Consider the following 18,558-nt stretch of genomic DNA (forward strand, 5'->3'; position numbering starts at 1 on the left):
TACAGACACCGCGCCCGTAACAATGGCGCAGCCTGCGGTCGCATCCTGCTTGTTTAAATGTGAAGATCAATTCTGGAAGATTCTGAAAGTATATGTTAGCGCCAGCGTCGCCTATTGCGAGAAATACCGAAATTTTCTTCTGAATTTGTTTGATTTTCGCGGGAGGAAATAATCGATGAAAAACCAGGTCCTGGGGCCGATTGTTGCGAATGCTTAAAAGATAGCAATGCGGAACTGCCTGGCGCGACGCAGCAGGCGGGCCGGCGAAGGCACGCCGGCCCGTCCTGCGGATGCGTCATGAGGCAGCGGGTTGAGGGCCTGAGGCCCGGCAGGCTTCGCGGAGGGCGGCGGCAGTGGCCGCCGGCGCTCAGCCGATCCGGTGGTAGTCGCGGTACCAGTCGACGAAGCGCCGCAGCCCGTCCTGCAGGGGCGTGCGGGGGGCGAAGCCGATCGCGGCCCGCAGCGCGGAAACATCCGCCCAGGTGCGCTCGACATCGCCCGGCTGCATCGGCAGCTCCTCGCGGATGGCCGGGCGGCCGGTGCATTCCTCCAGCAGGCGGATCACCTCGTTCACCGTCACCGGCGAGTCATTGCCGATGTTGAACAGGCGGTGCGGCACGCTGGGTGCGATCCGGCCGGGCTCGTCGGCGGCGGACGGCGGCAGCGGCGTCAGCCGGGCCAGCGCCTCGACGATCTCGTCGATATAGGTGAAGTCGCGCTGCAGCGCACCGCCATGGAAGATCGGGATCGGCTCGCCTGCCAGCAGCGCCCGGGTGAACTTCCAATAGGCCATGTCCGGCCGGCCGAAGGGGCCATAGACGGTGAAGAAGCGCAGGCCGGTCAGCGGCAGCCCGTAGAGATGCGCATAGGTCTGCGCCATCAGCTCATTGGCGCGCTTGGTCGCGGCATAGAGCGAGATCGGCAGCTCCACCGCGTCCCGCTCCGAGAAGGGAACCTTGGTGTTGCCGCCATAGACCGAGGAGGAGGAGGCATAGACGAGGTGCCGCACCGGATGCGCCCGTGCCGCCTCCAGCACTTCGAGGAAGCCGTCGATATTCGCCGCCGTATAGGCGCGCGGATGGTCGATCGAGTAGCGGACACCCGCCTGCGCCGCCAGATGCACCATGTGGTCCGGCCGCGTCTCGCCGCACAGCGCTGTCAGCGCACCGGCGGCCGAAAGATCCATGCGCTCGAAGCGGAATCCCGGCTGGTCCTGGAGCAGGGCCAGGCGCGCCTGCTTGAGCGTCGGGTCATAGTAATCGTTCAGGTTGTCGACGCCGATCACCGTGGCGCCCTCCGCCAGCAGGCGCTGGCTCAAGGCCGCGCCGATGAAGCCGGCGGCGCCGGTGACCAGCACGCGGCAGCCCGCAAGATCGGTATTCACAGACAAACCCTTTATTGAGCGGCCGGCAGAAAGCTCTGCAGTTCCAGGAAAGCCAGCCGCGCCGCATGGTCATCCAGGCGGCAGAGCATGAAGCCGCGCAGGCCGAGGCCGATGCGGCATTCCGCCTGGCCCGCCACCCCGGTCGCCTCGACCCCGGCGCCGCTGTCGAAGTCGAGCTCCAGCGGCGCCAGCTCGGGCAGGGCCGGCAGGTCGAGCATGAAGGTGCGGTCGGCGCCGGGCGTCAGCGGCAGTTCCACCAGGCTCAGCGTGGTGCCGGCGGCGGCGCAGCGCAGGCTGATGCTGCAGGCCGCGAAGGGCGGGCGTAGGTCGAGATACAATCGCAGCGGCGTGCCGACCGCGGCCGGTGGCAGCGGCAGGCGCAGGCTGGCGCTGCCCTCGCGGCTCCAGACGCCCCATTCCTCCAGCCGGTGCCAGCCCGGGCCCTCGCGCGCCGCATCGGCCAGGGCGGTGGCGAGGTCCGGCTGGGTCCGCATCGCGCGGCGGGTGAGGTAGTGCTGGCCCAGGCGGAGCTGGGCGCGTTCCTCCAGCGGATACTCGGCTTCCTCGGCCATGCGGGCGACGGCGGTCAGCACCTGGTCCTTCACCGCGCTCCAGCTGCGCGGCCGGCCCTTCTCGCGCACGATGGCTTCCTGCGCCTGGCGGAAGGGCAGGTCGAAGATCACCCGCTCCAGCACCTGCTGCAGGTCGGGCAGGCTCTGCGGCGTGAAGTAGAGCGCCGCGTCGCCACCGGCCTCGGTCAGCGCCGAGTGCCGCGGCGTGACGACGACCTTGCCATGCGCCAGCGCCTCGGTGATCGGCAGGCCCCAGCCTTCGTAATGGCTGTTGTAGACGGTGAAGGCGCAGCGGGCGTAGAGCGCGTCCAGCTCCTGGTCGGAGACATGCGGCAGCAGGACGATATGGCGCTGCAGCTCCGGCGCATTGCGCAGCAGGGTCAGCGCCGCCTCGGCATGCCAGCCGGGCTTGCCGACGCAGATCAGCCGCGGCACCCGCGCCGCGCCATGCTGGCGCAGCAGCTGCAGCCAGGCGCTGAACACCAGCAGGTGGTTCTTGCGGCTTTCGATGGTGGCGACGAAGAGGGCAAAACTCTCGCCATGGCGCAGCACGCGCAGCGCCTCCAGGCTGGCCGGCTCGGCGGGGGCGGCCAGTTCGCGCGGATCGGCATCCAGCCGCACCACCTCGCCCGGCAGCGCCAGGCCCGGCAGGATCGCTGCCAGCTGCTGGCGCACGTCGCGCAGGGTGTTCTCCGAATTGGCCAGCAGGCCATGCGCGTGCAGCCCCATGGCGCCGAACCAGCGGGCATAGTCCTGCACCATGGTGGCGCGGCAATGCTCCGGCACGATCAGTGGCACGCAGTCATGCAGGAAGGGGATGTAGCGCAGGCCGTAGCGCCGCTGCATGTCCTGCAGGGCGCGGAAATACTCGGCCAGGCCCCAGGAATTGCCGAGATTGACCAGCACCGCGCCGGCCGGGAAGGCGATTGGCGCGGCGGCGGCGACCTGGCCGCGCAGCGCGTCGCGCGCCGCCAGCCAGCCCGGCTCCTGTGCGTCCGAGCCGGTCGCGGCCAGGGCGCAGAGCGCGGTGAAGCCGGCGGCATCGACCGGCCGCCAGCACAGCGCGGTCGGGTCGTAGCAGGCCAGCGACAGCTGCGTGCCGACGGGCGCGGCCTCGGCCATGGCGCGGCGGACGATGCCCATCTGCACGCGCTGGATGCCGGTCGGCGTGCGGGCGCCGTCGAAATAGACCAGCACGTCGGAGACATCGAGCAACAGCTTCAGCACCCCGTCCTGCAGGATGCTGGCCGGCTGGCGCTGGCGGCGCCCAGGCCGCGGCGCCTCGGCCAGCAGGCTCGGCGCGGCTGCCGGCGGGGCTGCCGGCGCCGCCGGGGCGGGAGGCGGGGATGCCGGCGGGGCGAAGCCGACGGGCGGCGGTGGCGGCGGGGCCGGTGCGATCGGCGGCGGCGTCACGGCAGCCGGCGCGGCGAATGCCGGCACCGGCGCAGGCGGCGGCGGCGGGGCGGGCGCCGGTTCCGGCATGGCCGGGAGGCCCGATGCCGCCAGCGGGTCGCCGCCGAACAGCGGCGGCAGGGCGACCGCGCTCGGCGCCGGCTCGGGATCCAGCAGCGAGGGCAGCTCGATGGCGTGCTGGCCTGGCGCCTCGGGCGGCAGCGGCACGGGCGTCGGGGCAGGCCGAGGCGCGGGTTCGGGCGCTGCCGGCTCCGGCGCGAAGGCCAGCGGCGGCGGGGCAGGGGCCGGCGATACGGGAGCCGGCTCAGGCGCGGCCGGGGCCCGGTTTTCCATGCTGGCCAGCAGGTCGGGCAGCATCTGCCCGGCCGGCGGCTCGTCCAGCCAGGCGGTGGTGGCCGAGGCCTCGCGCCAGGCATCGGCATTGCCGGGGTCGAGCGCCACGGCGCGGGCATAGCGCCGCGCCGCCTCGGGGCGCTGGCCGAGCATCTTGTGGGCATGGCCGATCTGCAGCTGCAGGTCGGCGTCTTCCGGCGCCAGCGCCTCGGCCGCCAGGTAGCGGGCCAGCGCCTCGGCGGTGAAGCCGGCCTCCTTCAGGCAATGGCCTTCCTGCACCATCAGCGGCCAGGCCTCGGGCCGCAGCGCCACGGCCCGCCCGTAGAGCCGTGCGGCCTCCTGCCAGGAGGCCGCATCGCGCCGGCGATCGGCGGCCGCCAGCAGGACGTCGGGATCGGCTTCGTCGAGGGCAGGGTCCAGATCGGCGCTCATGCGACACCTCGTAAAGCAGCCTCGTGAGGGGCGCAATCGCTGCACCGTGGCCGCGCGGGATCAGGGCCAGGGCAGCGGCCGTGGCGCCTCCAGCAGGGCGGCGGCCGCGGGCGACCAGCCGGTTTCGTCATGCAGCACCAGGCCCGGCAGCAGGCGGTCCGGCCCGCGCCCGCCGCGCCGCCCCTGGATCAGCAACCGCCGGGCGGCCTGGCCGGCACGCGGCCAGAGCGGCTGGAAGAAGACCTCGGCGCAGCGGGCGGCGCGCAGGCCGGCGGCGGCCTCGGCGGTGCGGCTGGCCGGCAGCACGAAGGTCAGGCTGCCGCGATGCGCCAGCGGCTTCGCCAGGGCCCGCGCCCAGTCGCCGAGCGAAGGGCCTTCGCCGTGATGCGTGGCGCCGGCGCGCAGCGCCTCGGGCGGGGCGCTGCCATCCGGCCAGTAGGGCGGGTTGGCGCAGGCATGGTCCAGCCGTGGCAGCGCGCGCAGCAGGGCCGGGTCGGCGATGTCGCCCTCGATCACGGTGACGCGGTCGGCGACACCGTTCAGCGCCGCATTCTCCCGCGCCAGCGCCGCCAGCGAGGCCTCCCGCTCCACCGCGAAAACCCGCAGATCCGGCTGCCGCGCCAGCACCGACAGGAAGACCGGGCCGGCGCCGCAGCCGCCTTCGAGCAGCACCTGGCCGGGCCGCACCGGGATGGCGGCGGCCAGCAGCACCGCATCCAGCCCGGCGCGCAGCCCGGCGCGCGGCTGCCGCAGCCGCACCGCGCCGCCCAGCAGACTGTCCTCGGTGAATCCCGCCCCGGTGGCCGCGCTCACGGCCCGATCTGGCCGGCCTGGCGCAGCACCGCCAGGGCCCTGGCATGATCCTCGGCGGCGACGCCCAGCCGGCGCGGAAAGGCGCCGATGCCGCCATGCAGCGCGCTGACATGGGCATCGAGCTGCAGGCTCGGAATGCCGGCATCGGTCAGCAGGGCGGCGAGGAAGGAGAGGCGGATGGGGTCGGCACTCTCGGCCACGATCCGCATCAGCGGCAAACTCCAGGGAGGGCCAGGGGGTGAACGGGGGTGCAGGGGGGGCACGGGGCCGGGCGGCGGCGCCTTGCTGCCCCGGACCCCGGTGGCTATGGTGCCCGCCCCAGCACAGAGGTCAATGGCCGCGTGAGCTTCCCCGCCGCGCCGACGCGCACCGCGCCCCAGGACGCGAACCAGAACCCGACTTCCACCCCGGCCGAGGCGGTCGCCCGCCCGGATGCCGAGGATGCGCTGACCGCCCTGGTCGGCCTGGTCCGCGACGACCTGGAGGCCTGCAACCGCCTGATCATCGCGCGGATGCAGAGCCCGGTGCAACTGATCCCGCAGCTGGCCGCGCATCTGATCGCGGCCGGCGGCAAGCGCCTGCGCCCGCTGCTGACGCTGGCGGCGGCGCGGCTCTGCGGCTATCGCGGCGAGCGGCATGTCGGCCTCGCCGCCTGCGTCGAATTCATCCACACCGCCACCCTGCTGCATGACGACGTGGTCGACGAGAGCGACCTGCGCCGCGGCCAGGCCAGCGCCAATGCGGTCTTCGGCAACCAGGCCAGCGTGCTGGTCGGCGACTTCCTGTTCGCGCGCGCCTTCCAGCTGATGGTCGCCGACGGCTCGCTCGAGGTGCTGGACATCCTCTGCAGCGCCGCCGCCACCATCGCCGAGGGCGAGGTGCTGCAGCTGGTCATCCAGAACGACACCACCTCGACCGAGGCGCAGTATTTGGACGTGATCGAGGGCAAGACCGCCGCCCTCTTCGCCGCCGCGACCCGGGTCGGCGCCGTGGTGGCCGAGCGCCCCAGGGCCGAGGCCGAGGCGCTGGACAGCTATGGCCGCAACCTGGGCATTGCCTTCCAGCTGGTCGACGACGCGCTGGACTATTCGGCAGCGCAGGAGAAGCTGGGCAAGACGGTCGGCGACGATTTCCGCGAGGGCAAGATCACCCTGCCGGTGCTGCTGGCCTTCGCCCGCGGCGACGAGGCCGAGAAGGGCTTCTGGCGCCGGGTGCTGGAGGAGCGCGACCAGAAGGAGGGTGACCTGGCCGAGGCGCTGGCCCTGATGGGCCGCCACCGTGCCATCGAGGACACCATTGCCCGCGCCCGCCACTATGGCGACCTGGCCATCGCCGCCCTGGCCGGCTTCGCGGATGGCCCGGAGAAGGCGGCGCTGACCGGGGTGGTCGAGTTCTGCATCGCCCGCGCGCGCTGATCCTTTTTCGAGGACGGAGGTGAAGGGCCGGGGCGCAAGCTCCGGCCCTTTCTGCATTCAGGCTGCTGCAGCCAGGGCTTTTGCCTTGCAGGCCGGCGGCGTCATGGCTTAGTGATCGTGACATGTCAGTGACATGGGAATCGCTCTGTCATGTCCATCCTCACGCCGGTCGAGCCGGCCCCCTCGCTGACCGAGCAGGCGGTGGCCACGCTGCGGCGGGAAATCCTGACCACCCGGCTGCTGCCCGGTGAGACGCTGAGCGAGGCCTCGGCGGCGCAGCTGCTCGGCCTCGGCAAGGCGCCGGTGCGCGCGGCGCTGGCCCGGCTGGCCGAGGAAGGCCTGGTCCAGGCGGTGCCGCGGCGCGGCTGGATCGTCTCGCTGGTCACCATCCGCGACATCCACGAGGTGTTCGACCTGCGGCTGATGCTGGAGCCGGAGGCCGCCCGCCGCGCCGCCGGCCGCGTCGACACCGCCGAGCTGCGCCGGCTCGATGCCGTCTGCGCCTGCGGCTACCGGCCGGAGGACGAGGAGAGCACCCATGCCTTCCTCGACGCCAACAAGGCCTTCCACGTTGCCGTCGCCGAGCTCTCGGGCAATGGAAGGCTGGCCCGCCAGGTCGACCGGCTGCTGGACGAGAGCACCCGCATGCTGGCGCTCGGCCTGCGCCGCCGCGACCGCACCGGCGAGATGGCGCATGAGCATCACGCGCTGATCGAGGCCCTGGCGCTCGGCCGCGCCGAGGAGGCCGCCAGCATCATGCGCCAGCAGGTCGGCGCCTCGCGCAGCATGGTGCTGGCGGCGCTGACCACCCCCGAATCCGCCATGGTCCTCTGACGGGAACCGCGCCCATGTCCTTCATCGCCCCGCGCGACGCGCTGGCCGCCATGCTGGCCGATATCGCCACCGCCGCCGCGGCCGATCCGGCCGAGCGTCCTGCCCTGGTCGCCGCCGCCATCGCCGCGCATCTGGCCAGCCCCGACCTGCTGGCCGGCAAGGCCTGTCCCTGCAATCCGGACCGCTATGTCCGCCACCTGCTGCATGCCGATCCGGCCGGCGGCTATGCCGTCGTCGCCCTGGCCTGGCGGCCGGGGCAGATGAGCCCGGTGCACGCGCATCGCACCTGGTGCGCGCTCGGCGTCTATCGCGGCATGCTGACCGAGGGCTTCTACCAGGCCGATGCGGCGGGGCAGCCGGTGCAGACCGGCAGCGTGCTGCGGATGAGCGGCGCCACCAGCTTTGGCCCGGCCGATCCCGACCTGATCCACCGTCTGGCCAATCTCGGCGGCTGCGACGCCATCTCGATCCATGTCTATGGCGTGGCCTTCGACCGCTTCGGCGAGGATGTGAATCTGGTCTACGCCCACTGAGGCCTGGCCGCCCGAGGCACGCATGAAAAAGGCCCGGGGGAGAGGGCTCCCCCGGGCCTCGATCGCCGCCTTGCGGCGGGCTTCAGTCCTTCGACTGGTCCGGCGCCGCGTCGCTGTTCAGCGCAATGTACTTGGCGATGCCGATCTGCTTGATCAGCTCGAACTGGGTGTCGACGAAGTCGGCATGCTTCTCCTCGTCGATCAGGATCCGCATCATCAGGTCGCGCGACACGAAGTCACGCACCGCCTCGCAATGGGCGATGCCGTCGCGCAGGTCGTTGATCGCCTTGTCTTCCAGCTTCTGGTCGCACTGGAGGACTTCCTCCACGCTCTGGCCGATCAGGATCTGGTTGAGGCGCTGCACATTGGGCAGGCCGCCGAGGAAGAGGATGCGGTTGATGAGCTCATCCGCATGCTTCATCTCCTCGATGGATTCCGCCATCTCGTGCTTGCCGAGCTTGGTCACGCCCCAGTTGTCCAGCATGCGGGCATGCAGGAAATACTGGTTGATGGCGGTCAGCTCGTTGGTGAGCTGGGTGTTCAGGAACTCGATGACCTTGGGGTCGCGCAGCATGGTCGGCACTCCATCCCGATTTCTGGGGATGGAAGGTGCCGAGTTTGCATTCTCAGGTCAAGCCATTGTTTTTGCTTGATAGTGCTAGTGAGAGGCGGTCTCAGTCCCCCGCCGCGGCCTCGCTGGCCGCCGCCGGCTGGTCACGGATGATCGACAGCATGGTGCCGGTGCAGCAGCCGCATTGCGCGTTGCAGTTGCAGGCGGCGTAGACCTCCTTCGGCCGGCTGGCACCCGCGGCGATGGCGCCGCGGATCTGGGCATCGGTCAGTCCATTGCAGAGGCAGATATACATGCAGGGGCACCGGTCGAATGACGATGCCGGTTGATAGCCATTCTCACTTCGAGTTGCAAGTCATTCGCACTCTCGCAAAACGCGCAGCACCGCGTCGCCGTAGCGCTCCAGCTTGGTGGCGCCGACGCCCGAGATCTGCCCCAGCGCATCCAGGTCGGCCGGCAGGGCGGAGGCGATCTCGGCCAGCGTCCGGTCCTGGAAGATGACATAGGACGGCACGCCCTGGGCCGCCGCCGTCTTGCGCCGCCAGTCGCGCAGCGCGGCGAAGACCGGATCGGCCGAGGCATTGCCCAGCGCCGGCAGGGCGGGCCGCGCCCGGCTGCGCCCGGCCGGGGTGAGGGGGGAGACCAGCTCCTCGCGCAGCATCACCTGCTGCTCGCCCCTCAGGATCGGCCGGGCGGCATCGGTCGGCACCAGCTCGCCATGGTTCTCGACCACCACGTCCAGCGCGCCCTGGGCCACCAGCTGGCGGGCGATGCCCTTCCAGGCGGATTCCGGCAGGTCGCGGCCGACGCCGAAGGTGGGCAGCTGGTCATGCCCGAACTGCGTGACCTTCGGCGTCGTCTTGCCGAGCAGCACGTCGATCACATGGCCCGCGCCGAAGCGCCGCCCGGTCCGCAGCACCGCCGAGAGCAGCTTCTGCGCGGGCACCGTGCCGTCGAACAGCTTGGGCGGATGAAGACAGATGTCGCAGCGGCCGCAAGGGTCCGGCGCCGCCTCGCCGAAACATCGCAAAAGAATCTGGCGGCGGCAGGTGGAGGCCTCGGCGATCGAGACCATGGCGTCCAGCCGCTGCCGCTCGACCCGCTTCTGCTCGTCGCTGGCGCCGCTCTCCTGGATGCGGTGGCGGGCGAGCGCGATGTCGCCGGCGCCGTAGAGCAGCAGTGCCTCGGCCGGCAAGCCGTCGCGGCCGGCGCGGCCGATCTCCTGGTACCAGCTCTCCGGGCTCTTCGGCAGGTCGGTATGGGCAACGTAGCGGACGTCGGGCCGGTCGATGCCCATGCCGAAGGCGATGGTCGCCGCCATCACCACGGCGTCGCCGCGGGCGAAGCGGCGATGCGCCTCGCGCTTCTCGGCCGGCTCCAGCCCGGCATGGAAGACCAGCGCGTCCTGGCCATCGGCGCGCAGCCATTCGGCGGTCTGCTCCGCCTTGCGCCGGGTGCCGCAATAGATCAGCCCGGCGCCGCTGCTGTCGCCGGCGCGCTTGATGAAGCTGCGCAGCTGGCCGCGCTCCTGGTCGCGCGCCAGCGCGCCGATCAGGATGTTCGGCCGGTCGAAGCTGGCGCGGAAGAGCGGGCTGTCCTCCAGCCCCAGCTGCCGCTGGATGTCCTGCACCGTGCGCGGATCGGCGGTCGCCGTCAGCGCCAGCCGCGGCACCGCCGGGAAGCGCTCGGCCAGCATCGGCAGGGCGCGGTATTCGGGCCGGAAGTGGTGGCCCCACTGGCTGACGCAATGCGCCTCGTCGATGGCGAAGAGCGCGATGCGCATCTCGTCCAGCCGGGCCAGGGTGCCCTCGTTGGTTAGCCGCTCGGGCGAGACGTAGAGCAGCTTCAGCTGGCCGGCATTCAGGTCGCGCCAGACCGCCCGCGCCTCGTCGGGGTCGAGCTCGGAATGCAGCGCGGCGGCGGCGACATCCTGCTGCCGCAGCGCCGCCACCTGGTCCTCCATCAGCGCGATCAGCGGCGAGACGACGACGCCGAGCCCCGGCCGGCACAGCGCCGGCACCTGGAAGCACAGGCTCTTGCCGCCGCCGGTCGGCATCAGCACCAGGCCGGAGCCGCCCGCCACGCTGTGGCGGATCACCTCCTCCTGCAGGCCGCGGAAGGCGGAATGACCGAAGACGCGGTGCAGGACCTCGAGCGGGTCCTGCTCCGACTGGGGATCGATAAAGGTTATGGTGCCACCTGTCCGATGCGGATCTCCACCCGCCGGCTCTCGAGCGGCATCATCTCGAAGGGCACGGGGCCGCGCGGGGTGGTGCGGATGCGGGCGGGCGCAACGCCGGCCTGGCGCAGCGCTTCCGCGACATTCTCGGCCCGGGCGGCGGAGAGGGCGCGGTTGTAGGCGCGACCGCCATCCGGGTCGGCGAAGCCCAGCACGGTGACCGGCGCCTCGGGCTGCGCCGCCGCCTGGCGGGCCACGTCGCCCACCACGCCCTGCGCCGCCGGGTCCAGCGCGGCGCTGTCCTCGGTGAAGAAGACCACCGCGGCCGGCAGGGCCGTGGGCGGGGTCATGGCGCAGCCTGCCAGCAGCGGCAGGGCAGTCAGGCCCATCAGGAACACGCGGCGCATGCGCGTCGTCTCCAGTGCAAAGGGAAGGCGGCATGGATGCGCGGTGCGGCCCGCCGCGTCAACCGGCCCGGCGGCGATGCAGGTCTGGCCAGCCGCACCCGCCGGGCCTAAAGCGCCCGCCGGATGCATCTGCTTGGGGGAGAGGGGCTGATGGCCCAGATCGCGCTCGGTATCGTGGGTTTCGGCATCATGGGGGAAAGGCTGGTCGCCACCGCCTTCCCGCATCCGCAGGTGCGCCTCTCCGGCGTCTGGGATCCGCAGCCGGCGGTGGCCGGGCGGCTGGCCACGCTGGCCTCGGGCGTGCCGGTGCTGGCCGATGCGGCGGCGGTGATCGAGTCCTGCGATGCGCTCTACATCGCCGCGCCGCCGGCCGCGCATATTCCGCTGGCCCGCGCCGCCCTGGCCGCCGGCCGCGCCGTGCTGCTGGAGAAGCCGCTGGCCACCGACCTGGCGGAGGCGGCCGCCTTCGTCGCCGAGGCGGAGGCGAGCGGCGCCCGGGCCGGGGTGAATTTCCCGATGGCCTCCTCGCCGGCGGTGGCCCAGCTCGAGGCCTGGCGCGCGGCGGGCGCGGTCGGGGCGCCGCGCTCGCTGGCCATCCGCACCGATTTCGGCCGCTGGCCGCGCGGCTGGCAGCACGGCGCCGCCGGCTGGCTGGCGCGCCGCGCCGAGGGCGGCTTCACCCGGGAGGTCGTCTCCCACTTCCTGTTCCTGACCCGCCGCCAGCTCGGGCCGATCGAGCTGGTCTCCGCCTCGGTCACCTATCCGGAGGGCGACCTGGCCGAGATCGGCATCGAGGCCGAGCTGCGCGCCGGCGGCGTGCCGGTCACGCTGTCGGGCAGCGTCGGCCGCATCGTCGAGGACGAGGCGAACAGCTGGGTGCTGACCGGCGAGGCGGGCAGCATCCGCCTGCGCAACTGGTCCTTCGCCGAGCGGCTGGAGGCGGATGGCGTCTGGCGCCCGGCGCCGGACGCCCTGCCCAACGAAGCCATGCGGCCGATGGTGCTGCGCGGCCAGATGCAGAAGCTGGCGGCGCTGACCGGCGGCGACACCGCGGCCGGCCTCGCCACGCTGCGCGAGGCGCTGGAAGTGCAACAAATTGTTGAAGGCATCCTGCGAAGCTAAATCTTCGCAGCGGCGTTATCAGGCTGCGGGGGGCGGACCCACGTCCGCCTCATCATCCTCTGGCCTGATGAAAGCCGCCTGATGCTGCCCGTCGAGACCGATCCTGCCGCCGCCTCCCTGCCGCTGCATCTGGTGGCGGCCGCAGACTTGCCTGGATTCCTGCGGCAGCGCGCCGCCGACCAGGCCGGCTTCCTCGAAGCCAGCGGCTTCACGGCGAAGGCCGGCGAGCTCCGGCTGCTGCCAGGCCCCGGGGGGCTGGCCGGCGCGGTGCTCGGTCTCGGCGCGGCGAGGGCGGTCGGGGCCTCGCCCTGGCCCTATGGCAGCCTGGCCTTCAGCCTGCCGGAAGACAGTCTCTGGCATCTGGAGGAGACCGGGCGCGAGGAGGCGGTGGCGCTGGGCTGGTGCCTCGGCGCCTACCGGTTCACCCGCTACCGCAGTGCGGCGCGACGGCCGGCGCGTCTGCAACTTAAGGGCGAGCAGGGGAGGGCCCTTGCCACCGCCCGGGCCGCTTGGCGGGTCCGCGACCTGATCAACACGCCGGCCGCCGATCTGGGGCCGGAGGAGCTGGCCGCCGCGGTCACGGCGATCGGCAAGACGCATCAGGCGGAGGTCGAGATCGTCGAGGGTCCTGCCCTGGCGGAAGGCTTTCCGGCGATCGCCGCGGTGGGGGCGGGCAGTCATCGCGCGCCCCGCGTCGCCCTTTTGCGCTGGGGCCGGGAGGGCGATCCGCTGGTGGCGCTGTGCGGCAAGGGCGTCGTCTTCGACACCGGCGGCCTCGACCTGAAGAGCGCCGAAGGCATGCGGCGCATGAAGAAGGACATGGGCGGGGCTGCCATCCTGATCGGGCTGGCGGAGCTGATCATGACGCTGGACCTGCCGGTCCGGCTGCTGCTGGCGGTCGGCTGCGTGGAGAATTCCATTTCGGACCGGGCCTTCCGCCCCTCCGACGTCATCCGCACCCGCGCGGGTCTTGCCGTCGAGATCGGCAATACCGACGCAGAAGGTCGGCTGGTCCTGGCCGACCTGTTACGATATGCCGGCGAGCAGGAACCCGCCTGGATGATCGATGCTGCCACGCTGACCGGCGCGGCACGCCAGGCCCTGGGCCCCGATCTTCCGGCGCTGTTCTCGAATGATGACAGCATGGCCGACAGCCTGCTCGCCGCAGGCCTGCAGGTTGCGGATCCGATGTGGCGGATGCCGTTGCATGACGGTTACGCTTCGTGGCTCGACAGTTCGGTCGCGGATATTAACAACGTCGCCGCGCGTCCAATGGCGGGTGCAGTCGTTGCTGCGCTGTTTTTGCGGAAATTTGTTCCGGAGCATATCCGATGGTCTCATCTTGATCTGTATGCATGGAACGATGTCGCGCGTCCTGGCCGGCCAGAAGGCGGCGAAGCACAAGCGATGCGGGCCTTGCATGTCGGCCTAGAGAAACTGATCTCTGGTGATAAAGGTCCCGCGGCCGTATCGAAACCTGCACCGCGTCATACCAAATAAGACGGCATGCTGCTCGCCAGCGTTGTAGCTGGCCTTCTTCTTCACCTTTCCGGCGGCCCTTGAGCGTCGCCGGACCCGTTCTGCTAAGGGAATGCACCCCAAATGCCCGTACACAACGCTCCCGATCAACTGATTGGCATCCTGCGGGATACGGTGGTCGCTTTGGTGCGGCGCGACGGGCACGACCTGTCGGCCCGTCAGCTGGGCGTGTTCCTGACCGTCTATATGGGGGAAGGGCCGCACACCGTGCGGGGCCTGGCAGCCGCGCTGAACGTCTCGAAGCCGGCCATCACCCGCGCGCTCGACCGCCTGGGCGAGCTTGATCTGGCGCGGCGCAAGACGGATCCGCAGGATCGCCGCAGCGTGCTGGTGCAGCGCACCGTCAAGGGCGCGACCTTCCTGCGCGAAATCCGCTCGATCATGGTCGAGGCCGACAACGCCGCGCGCACCGTGGCGCCCTCCGTCCCGGCCAACACCGAGAACGCCGCGCGCCGCGCCGGCTGAACGATCCTTGCCGCCCGGTCGTGGCGGAGAGTGATCTACAACCCCGGCAGGGTTGATGGTCATGGCGAAGAAAGGCCCATCGCCCGACGGCGATGGGCCTTTTCCATTTTTTCCAAGAAATGATGTGGTATCCGGCGCCGCCCGCGGGACGGCGGCTGGCGGGGGTCGCCACATGCGGCGGATGCTTATAGGCTGGCTGACACGCTTTCCGCTGCCCCGGAGTGTCCTGCCATGCCCGATTCCCTGCCGCTCGATCCTACCCGCCTGAAATTCGGCATCGGCCAGCCGGTTCCCCGTCAGGAAGATCCGATCCTGCTGCAGGGGCAGGGGCGCTACACCGACGATCTGCAGAAGCCCGGCCAGCTCTGGTGCGTCATCGTCCGCAGCCCCTATGCGCATGGCGTGCTCCGAAGCATCGACACCAGCGCGGCGCGTGAGGTGCCGGGCGTCGTCGCCGTCTATACCGGCCAGGATCTGCAGGACGCCGGCTACGGCACCTTCCGCTGCACCCTGCCGCTGCAGGGCCTGGCCAATATCGAGCGGCCGGCGCTGGCGCTCGACAAGGTCCGCTTCGTCGGCGACCCGATCGCCTGCGTCATCGCCGAGACGCGCGAGGCGGCGCGCGACGGCGCGGAGGCGGTCCTGCCCGACATCGACCCGCTGCCGGCGGTGACCGAGGCCTCGGCCGCCGCCGCCGCCGATGCGCCGCAGCTCTACGATCATCTGCCCGGCAACCAGGTGCTGGACTTCCATTTCGGCGACGCCGCCAAGGTGGAGGCCGCCTTCGCCGGCGCCGCCCATGTCTCCCGGCTGTCGCTGCGCAACAACCGCATCGTCGTCTGCGCCATGGAACCGCGCAGCGCGATCGGCGAATACGATGCGGAAAGCGGCCGCTACACGCTGAATGTCGGCTGCCAGGGCGTCTTCGGCCTGCGCGCCCAGCTGGCCAACGACCTGCTGAAGGTGCCGGTCGAGAAGGTGCATGTGCTGACCGGCCATGTCGGCGGCAGCTTCGGCATGAAGGCCTCGGCCTATCCCGAATACATCTGCCTGCTGCACGCGGCGAAGCAGCTCGGCCGTCCGGTCAAGTGGACCGATGAGCGCACCGGCAGCTTCCTCTCCGACATGCATGGCCGCGACCACGAGGTCGAGGCGGCGCTGGCCCTCGATGCCGAGGGCCGCTTCCTCGCCGTCCGCCTGACCAGCTTCGCCAACATGGGCGGCTATCTCGCCAATGTCGGCCCGCTGATGGGCACGATGAACTTCGTGCGCAACGTGCAGAGCAACTACGCCACGCCACTGATCGAGGTCGCCACCCGCTGCCTGGTGACCAACACCACGCCGATCGCCGCCTATCGCGGCGCCGGCCGCCCCGAGGGCAACTACTTCATGGAGCGGTTGATCGAGACCGCTGCCGCCGAGATAGGCATCGACCCGATCGAGCTGCGCCGCCGCAACCATATCCGCCCCGATCAGCTGCCCTACGCCGCCGCCTCCGGCACGAAGTATGACAGTGGCGAATTCTCGGCCCTGCTGGAGCGCGCCATGCAGGAAGCCGATTGGGAAGGCTATGCGGCCCGCAAGGCCGCCAGCGCGGCGCGGGGCCTGCTGCGCGGCCGCGGCGTCGGCAATTTCCTCGAATGCACCGCGCCGCCGGCCAAGGAGATGGGCGGCATCCGCTTCGAGGCCGATGGCAGCGTCACCATCATCACCGGCACCCTCGATTACGGCCAGGGCCACTGGACGCCCTTCGCCCAGGTGCTGCACCAGAGCCTCGGCGTGCCCTTCGACCGCATCCGCCTGCTGCAGGGCGATTCCGACCAGCTGATCGCCGGCGGCGGCACCGGCGGCTCCAAGTCGCTGATGGCTTCCGGCGCCGCCATCATCGAGGCCTCCGCCAAGGTGGTGGAGAAGGCGCGCGCGGCGGCCGCCCATCTGCTGGAAGCCGCCGAGACCGATCTGGATTTCGAGCCGCATGCCGAGGGCGGCGCCCGCTTCCTGATCGCCGGCACCGACCGCAGCATCGGCCTGATGGACCTCGCCGCCCGCCTGCGCCAGGCGACCGGTCTGCCGGAGGGCGTGCCCGACAGCCTCGACGTGCAGCACGTCTTCCAGGAAGCGCCGATGGCCTTCCCCAATGGCTGCCACATCGCCGAGGTCGAGATCGATCCCGAGACCGGCACGGTGCATTTCGACCGCTACGTCACGGTCAACGACTTCGGCACCATCGTGAATCCGCTGATGGTGCAGGGCCAGGCGCATGGCGGCATCGTCCAGGGCATCGGCCAGGCGCTGATGGAGCGCGTCTCCTACAGTGAGGATGGCCAGCTCCTGTCGGGCTCCTATTCCGACTACGCCCTGCCGCGCGCTTCCGACGTGCCGAGCTTCCACTTCGCCAGCCACGCGGTGCCGGCCAGGACCAACCCGCTCGGCGCCAAGGGCTGCGGCGAGGCGGGCTGCGCCGGCTCGCTGCCCGCGGTGATGAACGCCGTGGTCGATGCGCTCGCGGTCCGCGGCGTCACCCATGTCGACATGCCGGCGACGCCCGAGGTCATCTGGCGCGCCCTCAACCCCGCCTGACAAACGATAAGGAAGCAGGAATGCCCAATCCGCCGATCGGCTTCGCCCCCGGGATCAGCCTCGCCCTCGCCTCCCGCATCGGCGAGGTCGCCCTGGCCAAGGGCCGCGAGCTCGGCCTCGCGCCGCTGACCGTGGTGGTGCTCGACCAGGCCGCGCAGCCGAAGCTGCTGCTGCGCGAGGACGGCGCCAGCCTGCTCCGCCCCGAGATCGCGACCGGTAAGGCCTTCGGTGCCATGGCGCTCGGCTTCGGCGGGCGGGAGCTCGCGCGGCGCTCGGCCAAGATGCCGGGCTTCATGAACGCCTTCTCCGACCTCTGCGGTGGTCGGGCGGTGCCGGTTCCCGGTGGCGTGCTGGTGCGCGATGCACAGGGGACCGTGCTCGGCGCGGTCGGCATCTCGGGCGATGCCTCGGACAAGGACGAGGTCTGCGCCGTCGCCGGGATCGAGGCGGTCGGGCTGGTCGCGGATACGGGGGATCCCGAGTAACGGAAGAAAGGCCGGGGGAAGGAATTTCCCCCGGACCCCATCTTTTTTCTGTCTATTGCCTGCCGAGGCCGAGCTCCTGCAGCAGCCGCTGCGTGTCGCGGCTTTCGGCCTGGAAACGCTCCTGGAAGGCGCGGCCCGACAGGAAGGCGGGGACACTGTTCAGGCGCTCCGCCGCCACGCGGAAGCCGTCGCTCTTCACCGCCGTCTCGCAGGCCTGTTCCAGCACCCTGGCGGCCGCATCGGGCAGGCCGGCCGGCGCCACCAGCCCGCCCGCCGAGGTGCCCAGCACCGGCAGCCCCAGCTCCTGCGTCGTCGGCACCTGCGGCAGGTTGGCCAGCCGGTTGGCGCCGAACACCGCCAGCACCGGCAGGCCGGTGGCGGCCGGGATCGACGGGCTTTCGACGAAGGCCATGATCTGCCCGCCCATCGCCGCCTGGGCCATCGGGCCGGCGCCGGTGAAGGGCACGTGCAGCCCGTCGGTCTTCGCCAGCCGCAGCAGCGCGGCCAGCAGGATGTGCTGCGTGCTGCCCTGGCCCGGCGTGCCGAAGACCAGCGCCTCCTCCCCGCTGCGCGCGGTCTTCAGCATGCCCGCCATGTCGTTGAACGGCGCGTTGCGCCCGCCCACCAGCACCTGCGGATTGTCATAGACCAGGCAAATGTAGCGGAAGCTGTCGACGCCATAGCTCAGCTGCTGCAGATGCGGCTGCGCGGTCAGCGGATTGTTCGGCGACAGCCCGATCGTGTAGCCGTCGGGCCGGGCCCGGGCCAGCTCGGCATCGCCGATCGCCCCCGCTGCGCCGCCGCGGTTGACGATCACCACCGTCTGCGACAGCGCCTTCGACAATTCCGTCTGCAGTGCCCGCGCCATCAGGTCGGTGTTGCCGCCCGGCGGATAGGGCACGACCATCTGGATGGTGCGGCTCGGATAGGCCTCCTGCGCGGTGGCGCCAGCCGTCAGGCCGAGCGCGGCGGCCAGCGCGGCCAGGCAGCGCCCGGCCTTCGCGATCCTGGACATTGTTGTTGTTTCCTCCCGCGGCCTGGCCGGCTCAGCCGCCGGCGCGGACGGGGGGCGGCATGAAGCCCACCGGCAGCATCAGCCGGTTCTCCTGGAATTCGAGGTAGCCGGCCTCGGCGCTCTTCTCGAGATAGGCGATCCAGTCGGGATCGGCCTGCATGGCGGCGCGCTTGGTGGCGCGGTCGGCCGCGTCGGCATAGGCCCAGATATGCACATAGGTGTTCACATTGCCGCTTTCCGTGGTCAGGAAGGCGACCGGCTGGCCGAGATGCTTGGTCTGGGGCACCTTGCCATAGGCCTCGTAGAGCGCGAGGTGCTTCTTCAGCGTCCCCGGACGGCAGATGTAGGTGCGATGGTCGAGCAGCATGATGGATCCTCCCTGGAGGAGGCCAGCATGGGCAGCGTCGCGCTGCCCGGCAAGCCGTCCCGCACGTGGAACGGCCCGCCGGGGGTGGTCAGGCGGGGG

18 protein-coding genes are annotated in these 18,558 nt (G+C 71.2%); 8 read left to right on the forward strand and 10 right to left on the reverse strand.

Features of this window, described 5'->3' with window-relative positions:
• Window positions 1-367: 367 nt before the first annotated feature.
• From WFI16_RS21500 to WFI16_RS21515, 4 genes are read right to left on the reverse strand one after another with little or no spacing between them, the layout of a single operon-like run.
• Window positions 368-1,384 (reverse strand): NAD-dependent epimerase/dehydratase family protein, encoded by a 1,017-nt coding sequence (locus WFI16_RS21500; protein ID WP_419899909.1) that lies wholly within the window; start codon window positions 1,382-1,384, stop codon window positions 368-370.
• An 11-nt stretch (window positions 1,385-1,395) separates the two neighbouring features.
• Window positions 1,396-4,134 carry a glycosyltransferase family 4 protein gene (locus tag WFI16_RS21505; protein ID WP_419899910.1) on the reverse strand — a complete coding sequence of 913 codons (2,739 nt, stop codon included), beginning with the start codon at window positions 4,132-4,134 and terminating at the stop codon, window positions 1,396-1,398.
• Window positions 4,135-4,194: 60 nt separating this feature from the next.
• The gene (locus WFI16_RS21510; RefSeq protein WP_419899911.1) at window positions 4,195-4,947 is read right to left on the reverse strand and encodes a tRNA1(Val) (adenine(37)-N6)-methyltransferase; all 753 of its coding nucleotides are present in this window, start codon (window positions 4,945-4,947) and stop codon (window positions 4,195-4,197) included.
• A complete protein-coding gene (locus WFI16_RS21515; RefSeq protein ID WP_419899912.1) occupies window positions 4,944-5,156 on the reverse strand; it encodes a putative signal transducing protein in 213 nt (70 codons plus the stop codon). Before WFI16_RS21515 ends, WFI16_RS21510 begins: the two co-directional genes overlap by 4 nt.
• Before the next feature lie 132 nt (window positions 5,157-5,288).
• Here WFI16_RS21515 and WFI16_RS21520 point away from each other — a divergent pair, with 132 nt between their 5' ends.
• From WFI16_RS21520 to WFI16_RS21530, 3 genes are all read left to right on the forward strand, one after another.
• The gene (locus tag WFI16_RS21520) at window positions 5,289-6,362 is read left to right on the forward strand and encodes a polyprenyl synthetase family protein (RefSeq protein ID WP_442970718.1); all 1,074 of its coding nucleotides are present in this window, start codon (window positions 5,289-5,291) and stop codon (window positions 6,360-6,362) included.
• Between the two features lie 150 nt (window positions 6,363-6,512).
• The gene (locus WFI16_RS21525; RefSeq protein ID WP_419899913.1) at window positions 6,513-7,196 is read left to right on the forward strand and encodes a GntR family transcriptional regulator; all 684 of its coding nucleotides are present in this window, start codon (window positions 6,513-6,515) and stop codon (window positions 7,194-7,196) included.
• 14 nt (window positions 7,197-7,210) lie between these two features.
• Window positions 7,211-7,729: a cysteine dioxygenase family protein gene (locus tag WFI16_RS21530; RefSeq protein WP_419899914.1), complete on the forward strand. Its 519-nt coding sequence runs from the start codon at window positions 7,211-7,213 to the stop codon at window positions 7,727-7,729.
• Window positions 7,730-7,811: 82 nt separating this feature from the next.
• Here WFI16_RS21530 and bfr read toward each other — a convergent pair whose 3' ends face one another.
• From bfr to WFI16_RS21550, 4 genes are all read right to left on the reverse strand, one after another.
• Entirely contained in the window at window positions 7,812-8,303 is a 492-nt protein-coding gene (bfr, locus tag WFI16_RS21535) for a bacterioferritin (RefSeq protein ID WP_419899915.1), read from the reverse strand.
• 100 nt (window positions 8,304-8,403) lie between these two features.
• Entirely contained in the window at window positions 8,404-8,595 is a 192-nt protein-coding gene (locus tag WFI16_RS21540; protein WP_419899916.1) for a (2Fe-2S)-binding protein, read from the reverse strand.
• Window positions 8,596-8,655: 60 nt separating this feature from the next.
• On the reverse strand, window positions 8,656-10,491 hold the full coding sequence (recQ, locus tag WFI16_RS21545; protein ID WP_419899999.1) for a DNA helicase RecQ: 1,836 nt from the start codon (window positions 10,489-10,491) through the stop codon (window positions 8,656-8,658).
• A complete protein-coding gene (locus tag WFI16_RS21550) occupies window positions 10,488-10,886 on the reverse strand; it encodes an OmpA family protein (protein ID WP_419900000.1) in 399 nt (132 codons plus the stop codon). The genes recQ and WFI16_RS21550 overlap by 4 nt, the downstream gene beginning before the upstream one ends.
• Window positions 10,887-11,036: 150 nt before the next feature.
• Between WFI16_RS21550 and WFI16_RS21555 the strand changes: the two genes are divergently transcribed.
• The 5 genes from WFI16_RS21555 (at window position 11,037) to WFI16_RS21575 (ending at window position 17,077) form a co-directional block, all read left to right on the forward strand.
• Window positions 11,037-12,008: a Gfo/Idh/MocA family protein gene (locus WFI16_RS21555; protein ID WP_419899917.1), complete on the forward strand. Its 972-nt coding sequence runs from the start codon at window positions 11,037-11,039 to the stop codon at window positions 12,006-12,008.
• Between the two features lie 81 nt (window positions 12,009-12,089).
• Window positions 12,090-13,508 carry a leucyl aminopeptidase family protein gene (locus WFI16_RS21560; RefSeq protein WP_419899918.1) on the forward strand — a complete coding sequence of 473 codons (1,419 nt, stop codon included), beginning with the start codon at window positions 12,090-12,092 and terminating at the stop codon, window positions 13,506-13,508.
• 102 nt (window positions 13,509-13,610) lie between these two features.
• Window positions 13,611-14,012 carry a MarR family winged helix-turn-helix transcriptional regulator gene (locus tag WFI16_RS21565; RefSeq protein ID WP_419899919.1) on the forward strand — a complete coding sequence of 134 codons (402 nt, stop codon included), beginning with the start codon at window positions 13,611-13,613 and terminating at the stop codon, window positions 14,010-14,012.
• A gap of 231 nt (window positions 14,013-14,243) precedes the next feature.
• Window positions 14,244-16,592 (forward strand): xanthine dehydrogenase family protein molybdopterin-binding subunit, encoded by a 2,349-nt coding sequence (locus WFI16_RS21570; RefSeq protein ID WP_419899920.1) that lies wholly within the window; start codon window positions 14,244-14,246, stop codon window positions 16,590-16,592.
• 20 nt (window positions 16,593-16,612) lie between these two features.
• Entirely contained in the window at window positions 16,613-17,077 is a 465-nt protein-coding gene (locus WFI16_RS21575) for a GlcG/HbpS family heme-binding protein (RefSeq protein WP_419899921.1), read from the forward strand.
• Window positions 17,078-17,129: 52 nt separating this feature from the next.
• Here WFI16_RS21575 and WFI16_RS21580 read toward each other — a convergent pair whose 3' ends face one another.
• Window positions 17,130-18,092 (reverse strand): tripartite tricarboxylate transporter substrate binding protein, encoded by a 963-nt coding sequence (locus WFI16_RS21580; RefSeq protein WP_419899922.1) that lies wholly within the window; start codon window positions 18,090-18,092, stop codon window positions 17,130-17,132.
• Window positions 18,093-18,123: 31 nt separating this feature from the next.
• Complete coding sequence (locus tag WFI16_RS21585; RefSeq protein WP_419899923.1) at window positions 18,124-18,459, reverse strand: NIPSNAP family protein; 336 nt, start codon at window positions 18,457-18,459, stop codon at window positions 18,124-18,126.
• Window positions 18,460-18,558: the final 99 nt, after the last annotated feature.

Source organism: Roseomonas sp. USHLN139 (assembly GCF_037145735.1).
GTDB lineage: Bacteria > Pseudomonadota > Alphaproteobacteria > Acetobacterales > Acetobacteraceae > Pseudoroseomonas.